At 68.2% G+C, this 24,207-nt stretch carries 25 protein-coding genes; 14 read left to right on the top strand and 11 right to left on the bottom strand.

The genetic code is table 11. The features are described 5' to 3' along the window. Positions 1 to 5: 5 nt before the first annotated feature. From P5F91_RS25740 to P5F91_RS25725, 4 genes are all read right to left on the bottom strand, one after another. The gene (locus tag P5F91_RS25740) at positions 6 to 2,054 is read right to left on the bottom strand and encodes a tetratricopeptide repeat protein (RefSeq protein WP_145610070.1); all 2,049 of its coding nucleotides are present in this window, start codon (positions 2,052 to 2,054) and stop codon (positions 6 to 8) included. Further along, positions 2,051 to 2,683 carry a phosphohydrolase gene (locus tag P5F91_RS25735; protein ID WP_145610069.1) on the bottom strand — a complete coding sequence of 211 codons (633 nt, stop codon included), beginning with the start codon at positions 2,681 to 2,683 and terminating at the stop codon, positions 2,051 to 2,053. The genes P5F91_RS25740 and P5F91_RS25735 overlap by 4 nt, the downstream gene beginning before the upstream one ends. An 89-nt stretch (positions 2,684 to 2,772) precedes the next feature. Next, positions 2,773 to 4,026, bottom strand: coding sequence for a DUF1501 domain-containing protein (locus P5F91_RS25730; protein WP_145610068.1), 1,254 nt, complete (start codon positions 4,024 to 4,026; stop codon positions 2,773 to 2,775). 12 nt (positions 4,027 to 4,038) lie between these two features. Continuing rightward, complete coding sequence (locus P5F91_RS25725) at positions 4,039 to 5,406, bottom strand: DUF1800 domain-containing protein (RefSeq protein WP_277908644.1); 1,368 nt, start codon at positions 5,404 to 5,406, stop codon at positions 4,039 to 4,041. Positions 5,407 to 5,720: 314 nt separating this feature from the next. Between P5F91_RS25725 and torT the strand changes: the two genes are divergently transcribed. After that, positions 5,721 to 6,896 (top strand): TMAO reductase system periplasmic protein TorT, encoded by a 1,176-nt coding sequence (gene torT / locus P5F91_RS25720; protein WP_277908643.1) that lies wholly within the window; start codon positions 5,721 to 5,723, stop codon positions 6,894 to 6,896. Between the two features lie 102 nt (positions 6,897 to 6,998). On the opposite strand, the gene P5F91_RS25715 is transcribed toward torT, so the two are convergent. Both P5F91_RS25715 and P5F91_RS25710 read right to left on the bottom strand, forming a co-directional pair. Continuing rightward, positions 6,999 to 7,478 carry a Ros/MucR family transcriptional regulator gene (locus P5F91_RS25715; RefSeq protein WP_145610065.1) on the bottom strand — a complete coding sequence of 160 codons (480 nt, stop codon included), beginning with the start codon at positions 7,476 to 7,478 and terminating at the stop codon, positions 6,999 to 7,001. A 304-nt stretch (positions 7,479 to 7,782) separates the two neighbouring features. Further along, positions 7,783 to 8,685 (bottom strand): ATP-binding protein, encoded by a 903-nt coding sequence (locus P5F91_RS25710; protein WP_277908642.1) that lies wholly within the window; start codon positions 8,683 to 8,685, stop codon positions 7,783 to 7,785. A gap of 253 nt (positions 8,686 to 8,938) precedes the next feature. On the opposite strand from P5F91_RS25710, the gene yajC reads away from it, so the two are divergent. Both yajC and P5F91_RS25700 read left to right on the top strand, forming a co-directional pair. Beyond that, the gene (gene yajC, locus P5F91_RS25705) at positions 8,939 to 9,289 is read left to right on the top strand and encodes a preprotein translocase subunit YajC (protein WP_040849264.1); all 351 of its coding nucleotides are present in this window, start codon (positions 8,939 to 8,941) and stop codon (positions 9,287 to 9,289) included. 117 nt (positions 9,290 to 9,406) lie between these two features. Further along, positions 9,407 to 9,784, top strand: a complete 378-nt coding sequence (locus P5F91_RS25700) for an Mth938-like domain-containing protein (protein ID WP_186454669.1) — start codon at positions 9,407 to 9,409, stop codon at positions 9,782 to 9,784. Positions 9,785 to 9,895: 111 nt separating this feature from the next. Here P5F91_RS25700 and P5F91_RS25695 read toward each other — a convergent pair whose 3' ends face one another. Continuing rightward, positions 9,896 to 10,492: a superoxide dismutase gene (locus P5F91_RS25695; RefSeq protein ID WP_004274034.1), complete on the bottom strand. Its 597-nt coding sequence runs from the start codon at positions 10,490 to 10,492 to the stop codon at positions 9,896 to 9,898. A 249-nt stretch (positions 10,493 to 10,741) separates the two neighbouring features. Then, positions 10,742 to 11,710, bottom strand: coding sequence for a squalene/phytoene synthase family protein (locus tag P5F91_RS25690; protein WP_186454668.1), 969 nt, complete (start codon positions 11,708 to 11,710; stop codon positions 10,742 to 10,744). A 217-nt stretch (positions 11,711 to 11,927) separates the two neighbouring features. Between P5F91_RS25690 and P5F91_RS25685 the strand changes: the two genes are divergently transcribed. The 3 genes from P5F91_RS25685 to P5F91_RS25675 all read left to right on the top strand — a co-directional run bounded on the left by P5F91_RS25685 (position 11,928) and on the right by P5F91_RS25675 (position 14,710). Then, positions 11,928 to 12,491: a VOC family protein gene (locus P5F91_RS25685; RefSeq protein ID WP_145610061.1), complete on the top strand. Its 564-nt coding sequence runs from the start codon at positions 11,928 to 11,930 to the stop codon at positions 12,489 to 12,491. Between the two features lie 62 nt (positions 12,492 to 12,553). Next, positions 12,554 to 13,366, top strand: a complete 813-nt coding sequence (locus P5F91_RS25680; protein ID WP_277908641.1) for a citryl-CoA lyase — start codon at positions 12,554 to 12,556, stop codon at positions 13,364 to 13,366. Positions 13,367 to 13,555: 189 nt separating this feature from the next. Next, positions 13,556 to 14,710, top strand: a complete 1,155-nt coding sequence (locus P5F91_RS25675; protein ID WP_277908640.1) for a CaiB/BaiF CoA transferase family protein — start codon at positions 13,556 to 13,558, stop codon at positions 14,708 to 14,710. Between the two features lie 14 nt (positions 14,711 to 14,724). Here the strand turns inward: P5F91_RS25675 and P5F91_RS25670 are convergent, their stop codons facing one another. Continuing rightward, complete coding sequence (locus tag P5F91_RS25670) at positions 14,725 to 15,564, bottom strand: IclR family transcriptional regulator domain-containing protein (RefSeq protein ID WP_186454667.1); 840 nt, start codon at positions 15,562 to 15,564, stop codon at positions 14,725 to 14,727. 186 nt (positions 15,565 to 15,750) lie between these two features. On the opposite strand from P5F91_RS25670, the gene P5F91_RS25665 reads away from it, so the two are divergent. Beyond that, complete coding sequence (locus P5F91_RS25665; RefSeq protein ID WP_145610057.1) at positions 15,751 to 16,479, top strand: alpha/beta fold hydrolase; 729 nt, start codon at positions 15,751 to 15,753, stop codon at positions 16,477 to 16,479. 46 nt (positions 16,480 to 16,525) lie between these two features. Beyond that, positions 16,526 to 17,128: an NAD(P)H:quinone oxidoreductase gene (wrbA, locus tag P5F91_RS25660; protein ID WP_145610056.1), complete on the top strand. Its 603-nt coding sequence runs from the start codon at positions 16,526 to 16,528 to the stop codon at positions 17,126 to 17,128. Positions 17,129 to 17,212: 84 nt separating this feature from the next. Here wrbA and P5F91_RS25655 read toward each other — a convergent pair whose 3' ends face one another. Then, positions 17,213 to 19,468, bottom strand: a complete 2,256-nt coding sequence (locus P5F91_RS25655) for a TonB-dependent receptor (protein ID WP_277908639.1) — start codon at positions 19,466 to 19,468, stop codon at positions 17,213 to 17,215. 212 nt (positions 19,469 to 19,680) lie between these two features. On the opposite strand from P5F91_RS25655, the gene P5F91_RS25650 reads away from it, so the two are divergent. Beyond that, on the top strand, positions 19,681 to 20,538 hold the full coding sequence (locus P5F91_RS25650; RefSeq protein ID WP_145610055.1) for a phytoene/squalene synthase family protein: 858 nt from the start codon (positions 19,681 to 19,683) through the stop codon (positions 20,536 to 20,538). 10 nt (positions 20,539 to 20,548) lie between these two features. Here the strand turns inward: P5F91_RS25650 and trmFO are convergent, their stop codons facing one another. Continuing rightward, positions 20,549 to 21,910, bottom strand: a complete 1,362-nt coding sequence (trmFO, locus tag P5F91_RS25645) for a methylenetetrahydrofolate--tRNA-(uracil(54)-C(5))-methyltransferase (FADH(2)-oxidizing) TrmFO (protein ID WP_145610054.1) — start codon at positions 21,908 to 21,910, stop codon at positions 20,549 to 20,551. 168 nt (positions 21,911 to 22,078) lie between these two features. Here trmFO and P5F91_RS25640 point away from each other — a divergent pair, with 168 nt between their 5' ends. The 5 genes from P5F91_RS25640 (at position 22,079) to tatB (ending at position 24,194) form a co-directional block, all read left to right on the top strand. Beyond that, a complete protein-coding gene (locus tag P5F91_RS25640) occupies positions 22,079 to 22,393 on the top strand; it encodes an ArsR/SmtB family transcription factor (protein ID WP_211106902.1) in 315 nt (104 codons plus the stop codon). Between the two features lie 25 nt (positions 22,394 to 22,418). Continuing rightward, the gene (locus tag P5F91_RS25635) at positions 22,419 to 22,676 is read left to right on the top strand and encodes a hypothetical protein (protein ID WP_145610053.1); all 258 of its coding nucleotides are present in this window, start codon (positions 22,419 to 22,421) and stop codon (positions 22,674 to 22,676) included. Positions 22,677 to 22,692: 16 nt separating this feature from the next. Further along, a complete protein-coding gene (locus P5F91_RS25630; protein ID WP_211106901.1) occupies positions 22,693 to 23,130 on the top strand; it encodes a hypothetical protein in 438 nt (145 codons plus the stop codon). 165 nt (positions 23,131 to 23,295) lie between these two features. Further along, on the top strand, positions 23,296 to 23,523 hold the full coding sequence (locus P5F91_RS25625; RefSeq protein WP_004271790.1) for a Sec-independent protein translocase subunit TatA: 228 nt from the start codon (positions 23,296 to 23,298) through the stop codon (positions 23,521 to 23,523). A 131-nt stretch (positions 23,524 to 23,654) separates the two neighbouring features. Next, the gene (gene tatB / locus P5F91_RS25620) at positions 23,655 to 24,194 is read left to right on the top strand and encodes a Sec-independent protein translocase protein TatB (protein WP_145610052.1); all 540 of its coding nucleotides are present in this window, start codon (positions 23,655 to 23,657) and stop codon (positions 24,192 to 24,194) included. Positions 24,195 to 24,207 lie beyond the last annotated feature (13 nt).

Here is a 24,207-nt window from a genome sequence, read left to right as displayed (position 1 = left end):
TCGGCTTACGGGCAGGGACCGAGGCGGCCCAGATTGGCCGCCGCCTTGTCATAGCCGGGATTGAGGCGCAGAGCGGTGTGCCAGGCCTCCGCCGCCTCAGTCCGCCGTCCCAAGGCGAGCAGCACGGCGCCCAGGCTGTTCCACGCTTCGAAAAAGCCAGGCTCCGTCGCCAACACCTGACGCAGCACGGGCTCCGCCTCCATCGGCCGTTGCACCTGGTGCAGCAGCACGCCCAGCAGGTGCAGGGCGTCGCCCCGCGTCTGGGCGTCCGCCGGCCCATCAGCCAACAGGCGGCGGTAGGCCGCCTCCGCCGCGTCCATCCGGCCGGCCTGGTGCAGGGCCAGCGCGTCGTTCAGGGTTGGCGGCGGCGCTAGTGGCGGGGAGACGGCGGCCGCGTCCACTGCCAAGGCCGCTAGGGCGTGAACCATGCGTTGGATCACGTCGGCCAGGGTCTCTTCCTCCCTGGGCGCGGGGAAGATGCGCATGGCGGGGTACCAAGGGCGGACCATGGTGCCCAGCCCGCTCCAGTCCTGGCTGGGTGTGGAGATGCGCCAAGTGGGCACGCCCAGGCCGGCGGCAATCTCCCCCACCGACGTGGGGGCGGTCAGCACCAGGTCGAGGGTGGAGATGAGGGCGGCCGCCCCCTCCAGGTCGTCGCGCTGGTCCAGGTCCGGCCAGTCGGCGATCTCCAGGCCCCGGGCGCGTGCCTGGGGTATTTCGACGGCGGCGATGTCGCGGTTGTACTGCAGGCTGACCAGGTGGATGCCTGGCACCTGGGCCAGGGGCAGCCAGTCGGCCAGGGTGGTGTAGCTGATGGCCCGCTCCGCCGTCAGCAGGCCGCTGGTCCAGCACAGCCCCACCTTCAGTCCCGGCCCAAGGGCCGACACCCGCCGTGTCCACAGGGCGACACGCTCGGGATCGGGCTTCAGGAAGGGGCGGGCGGCCTGGAAGCTGGCCAAGGTAGGCCGGCAATAGCGGGCCAGGCTGCCGGTGGGCAGTTGCGTCGTGGCCGTGGCGGTGCGCGGATCGGCGGAGGTGTCCCGCGACCCGCTGCGGGCCACCGCCGCCGGGCGGCCCACCACCGTTATGGGGCCGAATGACCGGGCGAACAGCGGCACCAGCCGCTCGTCGCATTCAAGCAGGATGTCGGTGCCGGCGGCGCGCACGGCGGCGCTCAGGCCGGCGGCCAGGTCGGGCACCTGGCTGGCGAACAGGATTTCGTCGCCCAGGCCTTGTTCACCCCACAGCAGCAGCCGCCGGCCCAACAGGCTGTCGCCTTGCCACACCGGCACCGGGAAAGACCGGCGCACGGAGGGAAAGTGGCTAACCTTCCAACGGCTTTCATGCAGGGTCCAGGCCTCTGCCCCCGGTCCCCGCAGCAGCAGCAGGCGGGCCAGGTTGTAGCGGGCGTCGTAGGCTAGCTGTTCGCTTGTCCCAGGCTGGGCCAGCAGACGGCGCAGCTCTTCCACCGCCATCGCTTGCTGTTCCAGCGCCTTGTAGGCCAGCGCCAGATTCATGCGGGCGCCGCCGTTGGCGGGATCCAGGGTGACCGCCTGACGCAGGGCCGCGCGCGCCGCATACATGGCCTGCTGGTCGAACAGCATCTTGCCCAGGTTGGCGTAGGCACCGGCGAAGGTGGGATCCAGGGCGATGGCACGGCGCCAGTGGGCCTCCGCCACCAGGGGCTGGCCATTGTCACAGGCCACCAGGGCCAGTCCGTTCTCCGCATCGGCGGCGAGGTCGGCGGGCAGGCCGGGCAGGGCGGCCAGATGGGCATAAGCGGCGCCGGCCTCCGCCATGCGGCCCGCCTGCCGCCGCTGCTCCGCCACGTTGGCCCAGGCGGGGGCGTGGGCCGGCAGCAGGGACGCCGCCCGCTCGGCGGCGGCCAGCGCGTCGCTCGCCTGGCCCAAGGCGGCTGTGGCCACGCTCAAGGCCAGCCAGCCTGTGCCATCGTGTGGCCATCGGGTCACCACCTCCCGGTATAGGGTGGCCGCGTCCATCATGCGGCCGGCGGCCAGGGCGGCCTGCGCCCGCCCCAGCAGAGGCGTGCTCATACTTGGCCGTCCCGCTTCCGCAGCAGGACGCGCAGAGCGGCCAGGAAGCGCTCCGCCGCCATGTCGGCGGGCCAGGGCTCCCAGGGTATGCCGGCGTATTCCTGATGCAGGGGATCATCGTCCAGGGGTTGGTAGGGAATCTTGAGGGTGCGGCGGATTTCGTCCCGCGACCAGCCGACCACGTGCAGCGCTTCGCTGGCGGCGGCGATGCGATCAGCCCGCTTGTGGTTCTTCTTGGTGGTCAGGTTCCAGGCCGGGATCTGGTACCGCAGGGTGATCGCTCCCTCCAGCCGCGCGGCCAGGGCCTTGTACTCCGGCCCCAGAAAGGGCTTCAGCGGTGAAATGGCGTCGAAACCCAACAGGCCCTCATCGGCGTCGTGCAGCAGTTCCCGCAACTCCGCCGCCGGGCTCAGCGGCTTTTCGGCCTGGGCGCGCGACAGGGCCAGCACGGTCAGGGAATGCTGGGCCACCGACAGGGGCAGGGGCCAGCGGGAGTGCCCACCCCAGCGGTAGGTGCGGGCCAGGCCCATGGCCAGGTCCTCGTCATCCCAGTCCAGGGGCGTGGGCGCCAGCAGGTTCAGATGGCGCCGAGAAGGCAACCTGACCCAGGCCCGTGCCTCACCGCTCATGCCTGCCGCCTCCCTCCGCGCCCATCCTGTAACCGGCCGTCCTGTAACGGGCCATCCTGCAACAGATAGCGCGTCGGATGGGGTCAGGGCTAGGTCCGGATCAAGTCGCGCACGGCGGCGGGGGTGCCCCCGCCCGGGAAGACGGCCTTGTCCAGGGCGCCGGTGTCCAAGCCCAGATGGTCCCGCAGGATGCCTTTCATCACGGCGCGCAGATCCTGCGTGGGCGCCAGGTCGCGGCCCTGGTACAGGCGATCGTCGGCCAGGCCGGGCCAGGTCGCCAGCACGCGCCCGCCCCGCACGGCGCCGCCCGCCAGAAGGGCCGCCGTGGCCGTGCCGTGGTCGGTGCCGCCGGTGCCGTTGGGTCGGGCGGTCCGCCCGAACTCCGTCACCACCGCCACCACCGTCTGCCGCCAGGCGGGGCCCAGGCTGGCGCGCAAGGCCACCAGTACCTTGGACAGGTTGCCCAACGCCCCGGCCAGCCGGCCGGCGGTTGTGCCCTGCTGGGCATGGGTGTCCCAGCCCTGCAGATCCATGACGGCCACGCGCGGGCCGTTCGCGTCGGCCAGCAGGCGGCCGGTGGCGGTCCCCAGCTCAGCCGGATCCAGGTGCACGGCCTTGGGCTTGGGGGCGGCGGCCATCATCGCCCCGTCCATGGCGCCATCGGCGTCGGTATTGAGGGCATGATCGGCCATGCTGGCCGAATCCAAACCGGCCTTCAGCGCGTTCGCCAGCAGGGGGTCGTTGGCGTACAGCGCCGCCACGCGGTCCAGGAAATCCCCGTCCGCCTCCTTCAGCGGTGATGGCGACCAGGAGGCGATGGGGGCGGCCCCGCGCAGCACGAGGGGCACGCCCTGTCCAACGGCCAGGCCCAGGCGCCGCCCGCCGGTATCGCCCCCCAGCTGCGCAAGGGCCCGGTTCAGCCAGCCGCTGGCCACACCGTGCGGCGTCACCGTTCCGTTCTCCAGCAGATCCTGGGCGTCGAAATGGCTGCGGTCGCGGTAGGGGGTGGCGACGGCGTGGGCGACCAGCAACTGGCCTTCCTTGTACCAGGGGTGAATGTCAGCCAGGGCCGGGTTCAGGCCGAAGAAGCCGTCCAAATCCAGCACGCCGCCCTGGGCATTAGGATCCGGCAGGGCCAGGCGGCCGCGCAGGGCCGCATAGTCGCGGTCGGCATAGGGGGCGACGGCGGCCAGGCCGTCCATGCCGCCGCGCAGCACGATCAGGACGAATCGCTGCTCGCCCACCGTGCGGGCGAAGCTTACCTGCGGCAGCAGCGACAGCGCCGCGGCACCGCCCAGGCCGGCCAGCAGGCCGCGGCGGTTAAGGGGGAGAAAGCTGGTCATGATGGCACTCCTTCAGCGCCGCTGGAATTCGGGGGCGGAGATCAGCAGGGCCAGGCCCTCGGCGGCGCTGGGGGCGCGGGCCACGGCCTGGCGGGTGGCGTCACCCGCGAACGATCCCAGCGCCTGCTCCGCGATCTGGCGGGGGTCGATGCGGTCGCCCAGCTTTTCCCCCACGGTCAATGCCCAGTCGATACGCTGCACCATGGCCTCCGGCCCCACCCAGTCGGCGGCCTGGTCCGGCCAGCCGGCGGGCGAGGGGGCGGCGAAGGGCAGCTGCCCCAGCAACGCCAGGGAGCGTAGGGCGGGCTCGGCGCGTGCCGCCTTCATGTCGGTGTCGCCATCGTCCGCCGCAGGGTGGATGTCCGCCCCCAGGGCGCGGCCGGTGGAGACCACCAGCTCTGTCGGCGTCTTCACCTTGCGGGCCTCGGACGCCCAGGCGGCATCCTGATGCAACAGGGTGCGGGTGACCTCTCCCAGATGGCCGTCGCTGTCGCGGTAGCTTTTTTCCAGCGCCGCCACCACGGCTGGCGGCGGATCGTCGGCAATGAAATGCCGCGCCAGCTTGGTGGCCAGATGACGGGCCGTGGCCGGGTGGCGGGCCAGGCGCTGCAGGGCCAGCAGGCCTTCGCCCATGCCATCCTCGCTGTAACGTTGGCCCAGCAGGATTTTGTCGCCCGGCTCGTGCAGGTTGGGGCGAAACAGGAAGGTGCCGGTATCGCGATCCCGCTCCGCCGCAATGCTCCAGCCTGTCAGGATGCGGGCCAGCTCGCGCACGTCGGTCTGGCTGTAGCCGCCATCCACGCCCAGGGTGTGCAATTCCAGCAGTTCGCGGCCCAGATTCTCATTTAGGCCGCGCTGACGCCGGATGCCGGCCAGGCTGTCCGGCCCGACGGACACGGCGTTGTCCAGATAGGCCAGCATCACCGGGTGGCGGGTCGCGGCCAGCAGCATGTCGGCGAACCGGCCGGTGACGTGCGGGCGTATGGCCTCGTTCTCATAGGGAACCACGGCAGCGGCGACGATGGGCCGGCTGGTCGAGACGGTGAAGTGGTTGGACCAGAAATGCACCAGCCGTTCGCGCAGGGGCGTGTCGGTGGCGATCGCGGCCCGGGTGCGCCGCGCGGCGTCGTCGCGGTAGGTGGCGCGCAGCGCCTCGCGGAGGGGTTTGCGCGCCTCCTCGTCCTTTTCCTTGCGGGCGGCGTAGGTCGCGGCCAGGCGGGTTGCGCTGTCCTCCACCCCCCGCAGATCCGGTGGCAAGCCGGGGGCCTGCGCCAGCTGCGCCTCCAGCCAGCCGCGGGGATCGGATTGGGCCGCCGCGATATCGCCGGGGCGGGCGCCCAGGCCGAATCGGTTGGTGGCGATGGCCGCTTGCAGGGTCATGCGGATGTCCTCGAACAAGCCGATTCCACGATCGGCGTCCCGGTGCTTCCACGCCGGTGGCTTTAGGGCCGGCGGCTTCAGGGCCACGTTTGGCGCCAGGGAAACATCCCGTCTTGGCCCTGGTACGACCGATGCCGACCGGACCCTGCAGTGCCCGCGATGGCGGAAGAATGGTGGGCTCACCGGCGCCGTCCGCCTTTCATCGCCGCGCCGGGGGTGTCAGCATTGGGGAAGACTAGGCGGGGGCAGGCATGGCTTGGGGGCGAGGCCGGCATCGGCGGCGGGGGCTGCGTAGCCTTCTCGTGATGACGGGGGTGGTTTTCGGACTGGGAATCGCGCAGGCTGGCGTGCCGCCGGGGACGGAGGCTGGCCAGGCAGCGCCACCGCCGGCCAGTCTGTCGCAAGGCAACGTGTCGCAGAACGACTGGTCGCCGGTATCGGTATCGCGCGACGGGCGGGTGGGCCCCTATGTCCCCCTGGCGCGGACGGCGCATCCCTGGCGGATTTGCGCCCTGCTGCCGGGCACGCAGGACAAGTTCTGGTGGGGCGTGTCCTGGGGACTGGTGCGCGAGGCTGAACGGCTGGGCGTGGTCATCGGCGTCTATCAGGCCGGCGGCTATGACAAGCTGGATGTGCAAAAGGCGCAATTGGACACTTGCCGCACGCTGAAGCCCGACGCTTACATCGTCGCCGCCATCACCAGCGATGGTCTGGACGCGCAGGCTGCCGCCATCGCCGACGGCGGACGGCCACTGATCGACCTTATCAACGGCATGGCATCCCCCTACGTCACCGCGCACATCCTGGGGAATTTCCGCGAGAACGCCCGCTTCGGCGCCAACTACATCCTGGAACACCGCGCGGAATGGGAAAAGGCGGCCGGCCGGCCGCTGAAGGTGGGGTGGCTGCCGGGGCCCAAGGGGGCCGAATGGGCGGATGCCATGGAGGCGTCCGCCCTGGACGTTTTGCGACGCGCGGGCGTGGAGGTCATCCACGGCGGCTATGGCGCCACTGGGATGGCGACGCAGATGGATTTGGTGCGCGCCCTGTTCGACCGGGTGCCGGATGTGGACGTGGTCTTCGGCAACGCCGTGGCGATCCAGGCCGCGGCGAACTACCTGCGCTCCCGTCACGACGGTGGCACCCACCTGGTGGCAACCTACGCCACCGATGGCATCACCGATCTGGTCCGCGACGGCATCATCGAGCTGGCGGTGTCTGATTCCCCCATCGTGCAGGCGCGCATCGCAGTGGATTTGGCCGTGCGCGCGCTGGAGGGCCGACCCCACGGGGTGTGGAACGTCATGACGGTGGACCAGTTGGACCAGGCGCGGCTGGTCGGCTACGACCTGTCCCGCATCGCCGTGCCGGAGGGGGAGCGGTTTCAACTGCGCCCCTTGCCTCCCCTGGAGCCCCGCCGGGGGCCAAGTGTGCCGCCCAGCCCATCGCCGGCCGGCGTGGGCAGCTCGCCACCCGGCTGGGGATCATGAAAAGGCGCTTCACGGTTAAGATTGGGGTGAGAAGGCGCCCAAATGAAAAGGGCGGACGCCAGGGCCCGCCTTCTCCATTACTCAGACACTGAGCGCGGTACCTTACTCGGCGGCGGCGCTGCTGCTGCGGCGGCGCTTGCCGCTGGGCTTGCCCTCGGTGCGGGAGCGCTGGCCCAGGCCGATGGCCTTGGCCAGGCCCGAGCGCTGCTCGGCATAGTTGGGGGCGACCATGGGATAATCGGACGGCAGGCCCCACTTCACGCGGTATTCCTCCGGCGACAGGCCGTAGGCGGTGCGCAGGTGGCGCTTCAACATCTTAAGCTTGCGGCCATCTTCCAGGCACACGATGTAGTCGGGTGTGACAGACTTGCGGATCGGCACGGCCGGGGTCAGCGGCTCTGCCGGTGTGGCGACCACTTCCTCGGGCGTGACCAGACGACGCAGGGTGTCGTGCACCTGCTTGATCAGATCAGGCAGGGCGGCCGGGGCCAGCGTGTTACCGGCAACATAGCTCGTGACGATCTTTCCGGTCAGGGCGATGATCTGCAGGTCGTCATTGGAATCGGATATCGGTTGTGTCATGTCCAGCCCTGGCGTTGTTTGTCACTTGTTGCAGGTTTTGTTGGACGGACTATAACCGAATTTATCTTGTTTGTATTGAAAAGAAGTGGTTTCCCCCTTGGAATTGCAGAAATGAGGGAAAACTTGGGGGGACAGAGTAATGGAAGGTCCAGTTACCCGCCCCATCAAGGCGAAAACCCGAGAGAATCGGAAGCCGTAAACCGTTACATGCCGAGGATGGGAAGTCGCCTTGACGGCGACTCCCAATCCGTTTCAAACGCTTCGCTGGGGAAGTTGAATGAACCGTTAACGGCGGTTCAACGGCTCAGGCGCCGGGCGCGGCTTGCTGTCCGACGGTGTCTTGCCCGGCGATATCCTGGATGAACTGCCAGGCGACGCGGCCGGAACGGTTACCGCGCGTGACGGCCCATTCTACGGCGCGGGCGTGCAATTCCTCCGGGGACAGGGCCAGGCCCAAGGCCGCGGCATAGCCGTCGACCATGGCGAAGTAGGTGTCCTGGTCGCAGTTGTGGAAGCCCAGCCAGAGGCCGAAGCGGTCCGACAGGCTGACCTTCTCCTCCACCGCTTCGGACGGGTTGATGGCCGTCGACCGCTCATTGTCGATCATGTCCCGGGGCATCAGGTGGCGGCGGTTGGAGGTGGCGTAGAAAACCACGTTGGCCGGACGACCCTCCACCCCGCCTTCCAGGACCGCCTTCAGCGATTTGTAATGGGCGTCGTCATTGGTGAAGGACAGGTCGTCGCAGAACAGGACGAAGCGGCGGCCGCTGTCGCGCACGGCGGCCAGCAGGCGGGGCAGGGAGGGGATGTCCTCGCGGTGGATTTCCACCAACGCCAAGGGCCCCCGGCCGGCCGGCTGGCCCGCCGCCTCGTTCACCGCCGCATGCACCGACTTCACCAGCGAGCTCTTGCCCATGCCGCGCGCACCCCATAGCAGGGCGTTGTTGGCGGGCAGGCCCTGGGCGAAGCGGCGGGTGTTTTCCAGCAGGGTGTCACGTTGGCGCTGCACCCCCTGCAGCAGGCTGATGTCCACCTTGGAAACCTCAGGTACCGGCGACAGGCGGTCCCCCTCCGCATGCCAGACGAAGGCGTCGGCGGCGTGGAAGTCGATGGGTGCCGGCGGGGGCGGTGCCAACCGGTCCAGCGCGTCGGCGATGCGGGCCAGAAGCGGCAGCAAGGCGGAATCAGTGCTAGTGGGGGCGGTCACGGGGTTTGTTTCCTTCTGTCCATTTCTTATCGCGCCCATCCCCTTCCTCCCCGCCAGCGGCGGCGGATTTGGGCGGCGGCCTGCCTATTCGACTGTGGGACGGTACGGGGATGGCCGCCGGGCGGCAACCCGCGCCAACGGGGGGGCTGAGATTGGGTTGCAACATGGCCTGCGGTCGGTATAGTCGCGCCCAAACGTGGGCATGCCCGCCCCGTTGGCTTTTGTTATTCCCGCACGCTGGAGCAACCGTCCCATGTTCGTGTCCACCGCCCAGGCCCAGACCACCGGCGGCGCCGGCCCCGTCGATGCCGGCTCGCTGATGCAGATCCTGCCCTTCGTGGCGGTGTTCCTGGTCATGTACTTCTTTCTGATGCGCCCGCAGCAGAAGAAGATGAAGGAACACAAGAACATGCTGGAGTCGCTACGCCGTGGCGACAAGGTCGTCACCGGTGGCGGCATCATCGGCACCGTGGTCAAGGTCGGCGACAACGACGAGGTCACCATTGACGCCGGCGAAGGCGTGAAGTTCCGCGTCCTGCGCAGCACCATCACCACCGTGCTGGCCAAGACCGAGCCTGCCAAGACCGAGACCGATTCCAAGTGAGCCAGGGCGGGGCGGGTTTGAAACCGCCGCCGCCGCACGCCAGGTAAAAGGCCCGGCACCCGCATCCCCCAAGGGGCGAGTGCCAGGCCTTTTTCATTGTGGGAGGGCTGGAAGCCCATGGACATCACCCCTCTGATCCCGGCAGACCGCCAAGTCATCGACGCCTACGGCCCCGGCCGCTTCCGCGTCAGCAACGTGGTCTATGAGACGCCCATCATTGTCTTCCCCGACCGCACCATCCCTTGGACCGTCGATGGGTTCGCCGGCCTCCGGCCGGATGATTTCGCGGCCCTGATCGCCGAACAGCCGCCGCTGGAGATCGTGCTGCTGGGCACCGGGCCCACCATGCAGCTGTTCACCTCCACCTTGCGCCGTGCCGTCAAGGAACGCGGCTTGGGCGGCATCGACGCCATGGACACGGGTGCCGCCTGCCGTACCTATAATGTTCTTCTGGCGGAAGGCCGCCGCGTCGCCGCGGCTTTGCTGCCGGCTTGAGCGCCCCCTAAATTCAGGCGAATAAAAACCCCGGCCCTCGTAAGAAGGCCGGGGTTCGCATTTGAGCTTCCGCCCCGGGCTTTTCAGCCCAGGGTCATCAGCCGAGGTTCGTCAGCCCAAGTTCTGGGCAGCGAATTCCCAGTTGGCCAGCGTGTCGACGAAGGCCTTCAGGAAGTCGGGGCGACGGTTGCGGTAGTCGATGTAGTAGGCGTGTTCCCACACGTCGGCGGTGATCAGCGGCTTCAGGCCGTGGGCCAGCGGCGTGTCGGCGTTGGCCGACTTCGTGATCTTCAGCTTGCCTTCCTTGGTGTCTTCCACCAGCCAGGCCCAGCCGCTGCCGAACTGGCCGATGCCGGCGTCCACGAAGGCCTTCTTGAAGGCCTCGACGCTGCCGAAGTCGGAGACGATGCGCTTCTCCAGCTCACCCGGGATGGCCGAGGCCTTCGGCGTCAGGCTGTTCCAGAAGAAGGTGTGGTTCCAATGCTGGCCGGCGTTGTTGAAGATGGCCTGGGACTCGGCCTTGCCGGCGGTCGCCTTGACGATGTCCTCCAGGCTCTGGCCCTCGAACGCGGTACCGGCGATCAGCTCGTTCAGCTTGGTCACGTAGGCGTTGTGGTGCTTACCGTGGTGGAAATCCAGCGTCTCGGACGACATGTAGGGCTGCAGGGCGTCCTTGGCGTAGGGCAGAGGGGCAAGTTCGAAAGCCATGGTTTTCCTCGTCTTCTACGGGGTTATTCGGGAGTGGGCCGACGCGGCCGTCATGCGGGGGCCGCCAGTCCACCGGGACCGTTATTCTTCAACGAAATCATGCCCTGGCGGAGACGCCCAGGCATGTGGGCGCGATCACATCAGGGCAGCCGCCCGCGCCCTGGTTTGCGCACCCGGAGCAAGGGGGTAACACGAACATTCCCATCCCGGGAAGCGAATAGAACCGGTTTGGGGGCGGAAAGATTAACCTTATTGTTGCGGATGCCGTTCCGGGCCGGGGGGGGCCTGATCACCCTCCTCACCTGGGTCGACGGGCGGGCCGGAGGGTGGGGCCGGCGCCATGCCCGCCATGCTGCGGGCCAGGGCCAGCCGGGCACGCACCACCACCCAGCCGCGGGCGAGCGGGCCCAGGCTGATGCCCTGGGCCAGGGGGTCGCGGCGGCGCAGGCGTCCGGCCATCAGCCGGGCTGCATGCAGCAGGACGGCTGTTTCCATACGCAGACCGGGATCGCGTAATGCGCCCGGCAGGGCCCGGGCATGGTCCAACTGGCGGTCGATGCGGTCCAGCATGCGGTCCAGCACGACCCGCACGGCCGGGGTTGCCCGGTGTTCCACCAGGTGTTCCGGGCTGGCACCCACCGCGTCGAACCAATCCAGAGGGAAATAGCAGCGGCCCAGCCTCACCCAATCGTCCCGGCACTCCTGCACCACCCGCAGTAGGCGGATGGCCGTGCACAGCGCGTCCGTGGCGGCCAGCGCGTCGGCGCTTTCTCCGTAAAGCTCCAGGATATGGTGTCCCACCGGATTGGCCGCGAGCCGGCAGGCCATCAGCACATCACCCCAGGTTCGCGCCCGGTACCCCTCCGCATCGCGGCGGAAGGCCTGCAGCAATTGCCGGGCGTGAAGGGAGGATCCGCCGGTGACGGCCAGGCTGGCCTTCAGTTCCAAGGCAGGGCTGAGCCATGAGGGCACGCCGCCGCCGCTGACCAGCGCCCGTTCCAGCGCGTCCAGCTGGGCGATCTTGGCCTCCGGCTCCAGGTTGGCGTCGCCCGTGATGTCGTGCGCGAGTTTCAGGAACGAGGCGAAGGCCGCCGCGTGGCGCCGCATGGCCTTGGGCACCCGCCGCAGGGCCGAGGCATAGCCGCCCTGGACGGGTGGGCGGCGGGGGGCCGCGCGCGTGCGTCCGAAATGGGCAGTCTTGATACGGAAGTCGGCCATGGGCGGTCTTCTGTCCGGGCAGCGGAAGGACGCGGGATGAATAGGGGCACAGAGTGCCAGAGCTTGGCCGCCGGATGAAGCTTGCGTTTGGCAGAGGCCGAAGTGGGTGGAAGGGGGCAGGCGGCACGGGGCCGCCTTGACGGACCCGATCCGCTTGCCTAATATACGAACATCGAATATATATTCGATATACGAAAATAAAAGAGGGAGGGCGGGCATGACTGTTCAGGCTGGAACGGCGGGGGCCGGGTTGCCGCTGCGGCTGCACCATAACGCCTATGTCACGGCGGATATGGAGGCGACGCGCCGCTTTTATGAGGATCTGGTGGGCATGCCGCTGGTGGCCACATACTGCGAGACCGACCATCTGTTCGGCGCCGATCGGGTCTATTGCCACTGCTTCTTCGCGCTCAGCGATGGTGGCGCCCTGGCCTTCTTCCAGTTCGCCAGCCCCGAGGACCAGACCCTGTTCGGCCCGGCCATGCCGCCCTCGCCCTTCCATCACATCGCGCTCAAGGTCGATGCCGCCACGCAAGCCGCCGTCCACAGCCGCTTCCGCGCCGCCGGCGTGCCCGAGCCGTCGGATGACTGCTATTTCCTGGACCATGGATATTGCCAGTCGCTGTACGTGCGCGACCCCAACGGCCTGATTGTGGAGCTGACGGTGGACGCGCCCGGCATCGAGGACACGGATGAGGAGCGCAAACGCAACGCGCATGCCGACCTTGCCCGCTGGCTGGGCGGCGACCACCGTTCCAACAACCTGTACCGCCCGCAGTAACCGGCGGCGCCCAACCGACGCCAGGGGGACGGCCGTCGCCGCCCTTCAAAGGAAAGTCATTGATGAAGATCGGACCAGACACGACGCCGACCACGGCCATTTCCGGCTCCAATGCCGAGACCATCATCGTCCGGGGCCATGACCTCGTTCAGGATCTGATCGGCACGGTCAGCTTCACGGACCATGTGTGGCTGCTGGTCTGCGGCACGCTGCCCAGCCCGGAGCAGCGGCGGGTGCTGGACGCCACGCTGGTCGCCATCGCCGAGCATGGCCTGGTGCCCAGCGTGCAGGCGGCGCGCATGACCCTGGCGGCCGCGCCGGAAGCTCTGCAAGGCGCCGTTGCCGCCGGCCTGCTGGGCTGCGGCTCCGTCATTCTGGGCAGTGCCGAGGCGGCGGGCCGCTTCCAGAGCCAGGTGTTGGACGTGGCCGGGGGCAACGACGGCGACCTGGATGCCGCCATCACCGGCACCGTACGCGCCTATCGCGCGGAGAAGCGGGCCATTCCAGGGTATGGCCATCCCTTGCACAAGGACGGCGACCCCCGCGCCCTGCGCCTGTTCGCCCTGGCGGAGGAGGCGTCGCTGGCGGGCCCGCACATGGAGGTGGCGCGCCGTGCGGAACACCTGCTGCCCGACCTGGTGGGCAAGCCCCTGAAGATGAACGTGTCGGCCGCCATTCCGGCCGTGCTGCTGGACTCGGGCTTCCCCCTGCTGGCGGTCAAGGGCGTCCCCCTGCTGGCGCGCACCGCCAGCCTGGTGGCCCATTTGCTGGAGGAGCAGCGGCACCCCATCGGCTTCCGCATGTCGCACGCGGCCAGCGGCGCCATCCGCTACGACGGGCCGGCGCCGGACGGCTTCGTCGCCGATGAGAATTAGTGCCAGCGGTACGAGATGTTGAGTCGTCCCCCAGGGCGCGACTGCGCCCGCCGGAGGGGGCGCCGCGGGAGCGGAGCGAGGATAGCCAGGTCAGCGGATGCTGACGCCGGCGCTTGAGGGGGCATTTGAGAGGTCACGGTCAAATGCCGCGCGCATAAGAAGAACGGATAGTCGAAAGGTTGCAGGCTGATGGTTGAGGTGCTGAAAGGCATACGGGTGGTGGAGCAGGGGACCTTCATCACGGGTCCCTGTGCCGCCATGCTGCTGGCGGACCTGGGGGCGGACGTCATCAAGATCGAATCGCCCGAAGGTGGGGACCCCTACCGCACCTTCAAGGACGGGCACTACAGTGCCCACTTTCAGGCCTACAACCATGCCAAGCGCAGCCTGTGCCTGGACCTGAAGAAGGCGGAGGACCGCACGCTGTTCCACGGGCTGGTCAGCAGCGCCGACGTCTATATCCAGAACTTCCGTCCCGGCGTCGCCGGCCGCATCGGTGCCGGCTGGGACGACCTGTCGGCGGTGAATCCCAAGCTGGTCTATTGTTCCATCAGCGGCTTCGGCCCGGACGGGCCCTACAGCCGCCGGCCCAGCTATGACAGCGTGACCCAGGCGCTGAGCGGCTTCCTCAGTGTCGCCATCGACCCCGCCAACCCGCGCCTGCTGGGCCCCGCCCTGGCCGACGCCATCACCGGCCTGTATGCCGCCCTGGGCATTCTGGGCGCGCTGGTGGAACGGGGGCGGACGGGTACGGGTCGCCTGTTGGAAATCTCCATGCTGGAGGCGATGATGCACTTCGCCATCGAGCCGTTCGCCGGCTATTTCGCCCTGGGCGAAGTGCCGACGGGCATGGATCGGCCCCGCCTGGCCCAGGCCATGATCCTGACCTGCGGCGATGGCAAGCATGTGGCCGTGCACATGTCGTCGCTAGAGAAGTTCTGGGACGCGCTGGTGGCCGGGATCGGGGGGCAGGCCCTGACCCAGGATCCGTGCTTCGCCACCCGCCTGGCGCGCATCGACCATTATCCACAGCTGGTGGCCGCGCTGAACGCCATTTTCGCGACCCGGCCGCGGGCGGAGTGGGTGGCGCGGCTGAGCGATACGGACCTGCCCTTCGCCCCCGTGAATTCCATTGCAGACACTGTCGCGGACCCACAGGTGGAGCACCTGCAGATGCTGGTGCCCGTGGCCAGGCGGATCGAGGGGGCAAGCCGCCTGGTACGCTCGCCCTTCGCCTATGGTGGTGCCCGCGACGACGCGGTGGTGGCAGCCCCGCTGCTGGGCCAGCACAGCGCCGGCATCCGCGCGGCCCTGGCCGAGAACCCCGGCGCCTGGCCCGGCTGATTAGCGCCGACCCATCAGCGGCCCAGGGCGACCGTATCGGCCACGGGCAGCAGCCCGTTGCCCGAGGGCAGGCGGCGCAGTTCGCGGGAAATCTGCTCGGCCACGCCGCGCAGATGGTCCAGGCGTTCGGCCACCAGCTGGTCCTTGGCATAGCGTTTGGAGTGGCTGGCGGAATTCAGGGTGGCGATGGTGCGTCCACCCTGATCCTTCAGGGGCACGGCCAGGGAGACAACGCCGTAGGCCAGCTCATCCTCCACCGCGCAGTAGCCATCCTTGCGCACCTGGGTGATCAGGTCGAACAGACGGTCCCGGTCCACCACGGTTTTCTCGGTGATGGGCGCGATGGCCGCCTTGTCCAGGAAGGCGCGCAGCATGGGGTCGGGCAAGGCGGCCAGCAGCACGCGGCCCATGGCGGTGGCGAAGGCGGGGAAGCGGCTGCCGACATGCGCCTCAAGCCGCACCAGGGTGCGGACGGAGGCGCGGGCGACATAGATGATGTCCTCCCCATCCAGCACGCTGATCGACGCGCTGTCCGACGTGGCGTTGGCCAATTCCGTCAGCGGCACGGAGGCCAGGCGCTCGATGTCCAGGGCCTCCAGATAGGCAGCCCCCAGGTCCAGCACCTTGGGGCGCAGGAAGAAGCGGCGCTTGACCGAGCCGACATAACCCAGGGACTGCAGGGTCAGCAGGCAGCGGCGCGCGGTGGCCGGCGCCAGGCCGGTGATGGCGGCGATCTCGCTGAGCGACAGGCTGGGGTGGTCGTGGTTGAAGGCCAGCAGCACGCTGAGGCCTTTGGCCAGCCCGGCCATCTCTTCGCGGCGGCCTTCGCCCTCCGTGCCCGCGTCCTCATCCATGCCGCGCATCCTTCGCTTTTTCAAATCGTGTCAACCAGGCGGCGGGAGGGTCGGCTTGGCCGCTTGTCCTTGTCAAGCGACGGCAGGGGCCGCCAGCGATTGCGCCGCGTGGTGGGTGCTGCTACCATACGATATTAGAAAAATAATTCGATAAACGAATTTAAAGTCGCAGGGAGAGCGATATCCATGGCGTCCGATCCTGTCCCCCCGCCCACCCTGGTCCTGTTGCCCGGCTTGCTGTGCGACCGCACCGTCTGGGAACCGCAGATCGCGGCCCTATCCTCCCGCCGGATGATCCAGGTCGCGGACCTCTGGGGCCAGGACAGCTTCGACGCCATGGCCGACCGGGTGCTGGACGACGCCCCGCTTCGGTTCGCGCTGGCCGGTCATTCCATGGGCGGCCGGGTGGCGCTGGAGATCATGCGCAAGGCGCCGGAGCGGGTGGAGCGGCTGGCCCTGCTGAGCACGGGCGTGCATCCCGTGCTGCCCGGCGAGGCGGCGCAGCGGGAGGAACTGATCCGCTTCGCCTGGGAACAGGGCATGACGGCGCTGGCCCGGCGCTGGCTGCCGCCGGTGCTGCATCCTGATTGCCGCGGGGATGCGGAGCTGGTGGGGCGGTTGGAGGCGATGTGGTGCCGGGCCACCCCTGCCATCCATGAGGGCCAGATCCGGGCGGCGCTGAACCGCCGGGACGCACGTGACGTGCTTTCCACATTGACGTGTCCACCCTTGGCTTGCCCCACCCTGGTCTTGGGGGGGCAGGATGACCCGTGGAGCCCGCCCGCGCAGCAGGCCGCCATCGCCGAGGCCATTCCTGAGGGTCGCCTGGCCATCATCCCCCGTTGCGGCCATATGGTGACGCTGGAGGCGCCCGAGGCCACCACCACCCTATTGGTGGATTGGCTGTCGCGCTGACCGACCCAACCTTGATCCCACCCTCAACACCATGGAGAACGCCGCCATGACCAAGGTCCTGGTCCTCTATTACAGCACCTACGGCCATGTGGAGACGCTGGCCTATGCCATCGCCGATGGGGCCCGCGAGGTGGCCGGCACCGAGGTCACGGTCAAGCGCGTGCCGGAGCTGATGCCGCCGGACGTGGCGGCCAAGGCGCACGCCAAGCTGGACCAGAAGGCCCCCCTGGCCGATCCGGCGGAGTTGGGGCGCTACGATGCCGTGATCATCGGTGCGCCCACCCGCTTCGGCAACATGGCCGCACAGATGCGCAATTTCCTGGATCAGACGGGGCCGTTGTGGGCCCAGGGGGCGCTGGTCGGCAAGGTGGGGGCCGCCTTCACCTCCACCGCCAGCCAGCACGGTGGCCAGGAAACCACCCTGACCTCCATCCACACCACGCTGCTGCATCACGGCATGGTGATCTGTGGCGTACCCTATTCCGAGCCGGGCCTGACGGTGATGGATGAGGTCACGGGCGGCACACCCTACGGCGCCAGCACCATCGCCGGCCCCAAGGGCGAGCGCCAGCCCAGCGCCAACGAACTGGCCATCGCCCGCGCCCAGGGCCGTTTCGTGGCCGGCGTGGCCGCCAAGCAGGCCGCCTGATAAAAAGGAGCCGCCCCGGAACGCGCCCGGGGCGGCCTATCCGCCCGGCCGGCGGATGCTCCGGCCGGGCTGGGAAGCAAGGAGTCAAAACCAGAAGGTGGCCTCTGCCCCGAAGCGGCGGGGCAGGGCCTTGAAGACGAAGCCGCCGGGCGAATATTCGGCGTTGTAGCGCTTGTCGAAGACGTTCTTTGCCCACAGCGCCACGGACCAGTCGTCACGGGTGTAGGTGGTGCGCACATCCACCAGGTCGACGGGGTCGCGCACGGTGGAGTTCTGCGGATCCCAATAGGTGTCGCCGATGCGCTGGTATTCCAGACGGGAGACCAGGGATGAACTTTTATCGAAGTCCCAGGTGTGCTGGAGGGCGGCGTTGATGGTGTACTTGGAAACGCCGGGCGCCTGGTTGCCGATGACGGTGCGGTCAGTGGCTTCCGTGATGTTGCTGTCGGTGTAGCCCGCCCCGATGCTGGCCTGCAGGCTGTCCGTCAGGTGGGCGGTGAGGCCGGCGTCGGCGCCCTTGTATTCCACCAGCCCGAGGTTACCCAGGTTCTGGGTGGAGTTGGCGGCCAGGAAGACGAAGAAATAGGGATTGTGGGAGCGGGTGTAGAAGCCGGCGCCCTCCACCTCCAGCCGCCGGTCGAACAGAGTCTTCTTGAAGCCCAGTTCATAGGTATCCGCCCATTCCGCCTGGAACACGTCGGATACGCCCAGAATGCCGTTGGCCGCGGCCACGGCGCCCACGCCCGTCTGGTTGAAGCCGCCGCTGCGGAAGCCACGCCCCCAGTCGGCATACAGGGTGGTGGTCGTGTCCGGCTTGTAGCGCAGCACGATCTTGGGCTGGGCCCGGTCGAAGGTGCGCTCGCGCACCTCGCCGCTGACCCCCTGGGGGAAGCCCGGGATGTTGGGCAGGAAGGCGGTGGGGGTCAGGGTGGTGTTGCGCCGGTTGTCGCTGTCGTAGCGCAGCGACAGCGCCAGCTCCAGCTGGTCGGTCAGTTCCGCCGTCAGGTCGCCGTACAGCGCCCAGGCCCTGTTGTCCTGGCTGTCGGCCAGGAAGGTGGCTTGCGGGTTCAGCGGGTTGGTGCTGGGGCTGCGGTAGACGGGGAAGACGCCGTTGCCGGTGTCCACCATGTTGCCGGTGGAGATGTAGCGGTCGGTATGGATGAGATAGCCGCCGACGATCCAGCGCAGGAAGCCCTCGTTGGGCGAAGTCAGGCGGAAATCCTCGCTGACCGCCTTTACGTCCAGGAACTGGCTCTGGTTCATGTCGAAGCCCAGCAGTCCCTTGAAGAAGGATTCGTTGATGGGCAGGAAGTCGAAGGCGTCGCCGGTGACGATCTCGCGCACCACGTCATAGGCCGTGACCGAGGTGGCGGTGGCGAAGCCCAGGTTCCAGTCGACCTTGACCGAGGCATCCAGCAGACGGCGGTTGTCGATGCCGGCGTTGTTGACCCGCACCGGCAGGCTGGTGTCGTTCACGTCGCTGACGATGTTGTAGTAGAAGCCGCGCGTATCCAGTTCCGACATGGAAAAGCGCGTGTCCACGGTCAGATCCTCGGTGGGCGTGAACAGCAGCTTCAGCCGGCCTGAGGTCTGCTTGACCGGGTTGGCCTCGGTATCCAGGTAGGTGTTCTTGATGGTGCCGTCGTTGCTGGTGTGGCTGATGGAGCCGATGAACTTCAGCTTGCCGGGGACGATGGCGCCGCTGGCCGTGGCCTGCTCGGTATAGCCCGGGCCGTTCTCCACCCCCGCCTTGACCTTGAACTCATAGCTGTCGGTGGGTTCCTTGGTGGTGATCAGGATGGCGCCGCCGATGGCGTTGCGGCCGTAAAGGCCGCCCTGCGGGCCCTTCAGCACTTCGATCCCTGAAATGTCGAACAGATCCTGGTTGAACTGGGATGGGTTCACCTGCTGCACCCCGTCAACCACCACGGCGGTCGACGGCTCGCTGTTGCGCGCCTGGCCGATGCCGCGCACGACCACGAACGCCGTGCCCACGTTCTGGGTTTCCACCAGCGTGACGTTGGGTGTCATGGCGATGAAGTCGCGGGGCGCGGTGATGCCCGACGCCTCGATCTGCGCCTCGGTGAAAGCCGTCACCGCCGCTGGCACGTCCGTCAGCTTTTCCGAGCGCTTGCGGGCGATGACCAGGATGTCCTCCAGCTGGCCAACGGCGCTGTTGTCGCTCGCGGCGCTGGTCTGACCCAGGGCGCCGCCGCCGGAAAGCAGGGCGGCCGTCAGTGCCAGCCGCGAGGCCGTCCGGGTGAAGGCGGAGTGCGCCTGGCGACGGCGCAGGTGGTGGTCAGGTGTCAGGCGATCCCCGTGCACGGCCGCTGGCGGCATCGTTGTCCTCCCCGTTTTTTTTCGTATAACGAAAATATTTTCTATAAACGTATCTTAGCATTCTGGCGAAGATCGTCAAGACGCCGACCCCGGCGCGGCGGCGGCCGGCTATCGTCCTTTGGGAGAGAGGCGGGGTGATGAAGGTGGCGCTGGTCAGGGGCGGGGCGGGCGGTTCATAAAGGCGGCCTCTTTCCCGCCGGATGCGCAGCGCCATGGCCCCCTCAGCCCAGCCCACCCTGTCCTATTGCCTGGAAACCGTCCGCCGTCAGGATCCGGACCGCTTCCTGACCCTGCTGTTCGTCCCGGCGGACAGGCGGGAGGATTTGGCCGCGCTGTACGCATTCAACCATGAGGTGGCGAAGACGCGTGAAGTGGTGACCGAGCCCATGTTGGGCCAGATCCGTCTGCAATGGTGGCGCGACAGCATCGCCGGCATCTATGAGGGCGAACCCCGCCGGCACGAGGTGGTGCAGCCCCTGGCCCAGGCGGCGCAGCGCCACGGCCTGGATCGCGCGCAGTTGGAATTGCTTGTGGATGCGCGTGAGGCGGACATGGACGACGCGGCGCCGGCGGATCTCGCCTGCCTGGTGAACTATGCCGAGGTGACGTCCGCCCCGCTGGTGCGCCTGGCGTTGCAGATCCTGGGTGTCGCGCCTGAGGGGGCCGCCGCGACGGTGGCGACCCACGTCGGCCGTGGATGGGCCCTGGCCGGCATCCTGCGCGCCGTGCCCTTCCTGGCACGCGCCCACCGCTCGCGCATGCCGGCGGATTTGATGCAAAGGCACGGTGCCGATGAGGCCCAGCTGTTCGAGCTGAAGCCCCACCCCGGTCTGGCCGCCGTGGCCAAGGAGATCGCAGACGCCGCGCGTGCGGAACTGGCCGCCGCCCGGCGTCTGCGTGGCGCGCTGCCCCGCGCCGCCGTGCCGGCCCTGCTGCCGGCCCGTCTGGCCAGCCTATCCCTGGACCGGCTGGCCAAGGCCGGCCACGACCCACTGGCCCCAGAGCTGCTGCGCCCGGACGGCCTGCGGGCTGCGCGGCTGGCTTGGGCGGCATTTAGCGGCAGGTGGTAATAGGGGTCCCTTACCCCAACCAATCTGCCAAGTCGTTGAGCGCGCGCCGCGTGTAGGCCAGCTTGCGTTCCTTGCCGCGCAGCTCGCGGCCGCGGGCATCCCGCTCCTCCGGCGCTGGGAACAGGCCGAAGTTCACGTTCATGGGCTGGAAGGTCTCGGCCTCCGCCCCGCCGGTGATGTGGTTCAGCAAGGCGCCCAGCGCCGTGGTGACGGGCGGGGTGGGCAGGGCGCGACCCAACCGCTCGGCCGCGGCGAAGCGTCCCGCCATCAGGCCTACCGAGGCGCTTTCCACATAGCCCTCGCAGCCGGTGATCTGGCCGGCGAAGCGGAGGCGCGGCGCGGCCTTCAGCTTCAGGGTCGGGTCCAGCAGGCGGGGGCTGTTCAGGAAGGTGTTGCGGTGCAGGCCGCCCAGGCGCGCGAACTCAGCGTTCTCCAGGCCCGGGATCATGCGGAACACCCGTGTCTGGTCGGCATACTTCATCTTGGTCTGGAAACCGACCAGATTGTACAGCGTTCCCAGGGCGTTGTCCTGGCGCAGCTGCACCACGGCATAGGGACGGCGCTCGTCATGCGGGTTGGTCAGGCCCACCGGCTTCATCGGGCCGTAGCGTAGGGTGTCCAGGCCGCGTTCGGCCATGACCTCGATGGGCAGGCAGCCTTCGAAATAGGGCGTGTCCTTTTCCCACTCCTTGAACTCGGTCTTGGGCGCCTCGATCAGGGCCTGGATGAAGGCCTCGTATTGAGCCTTGTCCATGGCGCAGTTGATGTAGTCCTTGCCCGTGCCGCCGGGGCCGACCTTGTCGTAGCGCGACTGGAACCAGGCCTTGCTGAGGTCGATGCTGTCGAAATGGACGATGGGGGCGATGGCGTCGAAGAAGGACAGCTGCGCCTCCCCCGTCAGGTCCAGCACGGCCTGCGCCAGGGCGGGTGAGGTCAACGGGCCGGTGGCGACGATGACGCTGTCCCACTCCTCGGGCGGCAGGCCCGCCACCTCGTCCCGCACCACGGTCACCAGCGGGTGGGCGGTCAGCTTGGCGGTGACCGCCTGGGCGAACGCGTCGCGGTCCACGGCCAGCGCGCCGCCGGCCGGCACCTTGTGCTCATCGGCGCAGGCCAGGATGAGGGAGCCACAGCGCCGCATCTCCTCATGCAGCAGGCCCACCGCATTGTATTCATGATCGTCGGAACGGAAGGAGTTGGAGCAGACAAGCTCGGCGAAATGCTCGGTCTGGTGCGCCTCCGTCCCCCGCACGGGCCGCATCTCATGCAGCACCACGGGCACGCCGGCCTGCACCAGCTGCCAGGCGGCCTCGCTGCCGGCCATGCCGCCGCCGATGACGTGCACAGAAGGGATGGTGGGGGTGTCGCTCATGACCAGACCTTGCCTTCAACAAAACTGAAACCGTGTGGGGCCAGAGACGCCAGCCGGCGCCGTCCGTCAAGCCCTGGGAAGTGGGGGCGATGCGGGTGCCGAAAAAGGCGCTTGCAATTCGCTGACACCTGTAAGAATTTACTGACACATGTTCGATGGGGTTTGCGCTTGTCCATTTCCGGAGACGACCTGCTGACGATGCTGTCGGCGTTGGCCAATCCGCACCGGCTGCGGATCCTGGCCATGCTGAAGGCCGAGGGTCGCAGCTACGTCAGCCAGCTGGCGCGGCAGGTCGGTATCAGCCGGCCGCTGTTGCACCTGCATCTGCAGAAGCTGGAGGAGGCGGGGCTGGTTACCAGCCAGTTGGAGTTGTCGCCGGACGGTAAGGCGCTGAACTTCTTCGCGGTCGCGGATTTTGCAGTGGATCTGACGCCGGACCTGCTGGTCCAGGCGGTGGCGACGCTCAGCGCCAAGACCGATTGAGACTTTGAGCTGAAGGAACAAAGGAATGTCGCCCAGTATCTATCTCCTTACCTTGCTGCTGTTCTTCGGCACCTTCGTGCTGATCTTCGGCTTCAAGTACTTCTCCGCCGCCGTGGCGGCCCGCGCCAAGCTGGAGACCGAGGCCGGCTATCGCGCCCTGGCCGAGCGGGCGGTCGCGGCCCAGGCGGAGACCCAGGCCGCCCTGGCGGCGCTGACGGGCGACATGGCCAAGCTGGCCGCCAGCCTTGCTGCGGTGGAACGCATCCTGCGCGATGTGGAATAGGGCCCGGTCGCCGGGCGTGCCCATCAAAATCAAAACGGGGGACAGGGAAATGACGATATCGGTGTTTCGGCTTTATCTGTTGCGGGCGGGCTATCTGTTGATCGCGTTGGCCATGGGCGGGCTGACCTGGCCCCAGATCCTCGACCCGGCGGCGAACTGGAGCTTCAACCAGGGCGTGGTCCGTTGCATGTTGGGGGCGTTGACGTTGCTGTGCCTGTTGGGCGTGCGCTATCCGCTGCAGATGCTGCCCCTGTTGATGTTCGAATTGACGTGGAAAATGATCTGGCTGGCGCGGGTGGCGCTGCCGGCCTGGATGTCCGGTCACATCGACGACGGCATGGCGGAAAACATCTTCGCGGTGGGTATCGGTGCCATCTACTGGTTCATCATCCCCTGGCGCTATGTCGTCGATCGCTATGTAACCCAGTCCGGTGACCGCTGGGCGTGGCGCTGATGCGACGGGATGACCGGCGCCGGGCGAGGGGGTTACATCGGGCGTCGGTCGTTCCCATCTGAGGGAGGCCAAGCATTGCGGCGGGCGGCACCGCCATGCCATAGTGCCGCGCCTTCACGGGCGTCGTTATCGACCTACACCTTATTCAGGACACGGGACCCACCCATGGGCTCTTTTAGCATCTGGCACTGGCTGATCGTTCTTTTCATCGCCCTGCTGCTGTTCGGCAACCGCCTGCCCCGCATGATGGGCGACTTCGGCAAGGGCATTAAGAACTTCAAGGCCGGCCTGAACGAACAGGAAGAAGGCGGCGCCTCGGCGCCTCGCTCGATCGACGGCCACACGGACGCCGCGACGACCTCCGCGCCCAAGGACACCGTTTCCAAGGGCTGAACCGGCTCGGGGCCAGGCGGTCGCCGGCCCCGCTGGACGGATCCGTCGCGCCGGAACGGCCGGGGCGCAACTGCGCCCGCGCCCGTTGTGTGCCGACGTCGGAGAATTGTCGGGAATAAGGCACGCCGCCCATGTTCGACATCGCATGGTCCGAACTCGCGCTCATCGGTGTGGTGGCGCTGGTCGTCATCGGGCCCAAGGACCTGCCGGTGGCGCTCTATACCGCCGGGAAGTGGATGCGCAAGGCGCGCCTGCTGGCCCGCGACTTCCAGTCCCACCTGGACGATATGGTGCGTCAGGCCGAGCTTGAGGATCTGCGCAAGCAGGCCCAGAAGGTGGCGCAATTCGACCTGACGGCCGAGGTCACCAAGATGGTGGACCCCACCGACAGCGTGCGCCAGGCCCTGGAGATCAACCCTACCGCGTCGCCGACGGCGACGGAGGTCACGCCCGCGCCGACGGCCGCCCCGGAGGGAGCGGTCGAGATGTCGGCCGATGCCAAGCCGGCGGAGCCGGAGTTGCCGGCCATCGGGTCGCCCGCCATGCCCCTGATCCTGCCGGAGTCCACGCCCGAGGCGGCGGTCGAGCCCGTGCCGGTGACGCCCGCCGGGGCCCCGGCGCCGCACGCCGAACACGCTGGCGCCGATGCGCCGGCCCTGACCAAATCCTGATAGGGCCAGCGCC

Source organism: Nitrospirillum amazonense (genome assembly GCF_029594735.1).
Classification (GTDB): domain Bacteria; phylum Pseudomonadota; class Alphaproteobacteria; order Azospirillales; family Azospirillaceae; genus Nitrospirillum; species Nitrospirillum amazonense.
Note: the sequence above shows the minus strand (reverse complement) of the source record. Positions and strands in the feature narration are given on the sequence as shown.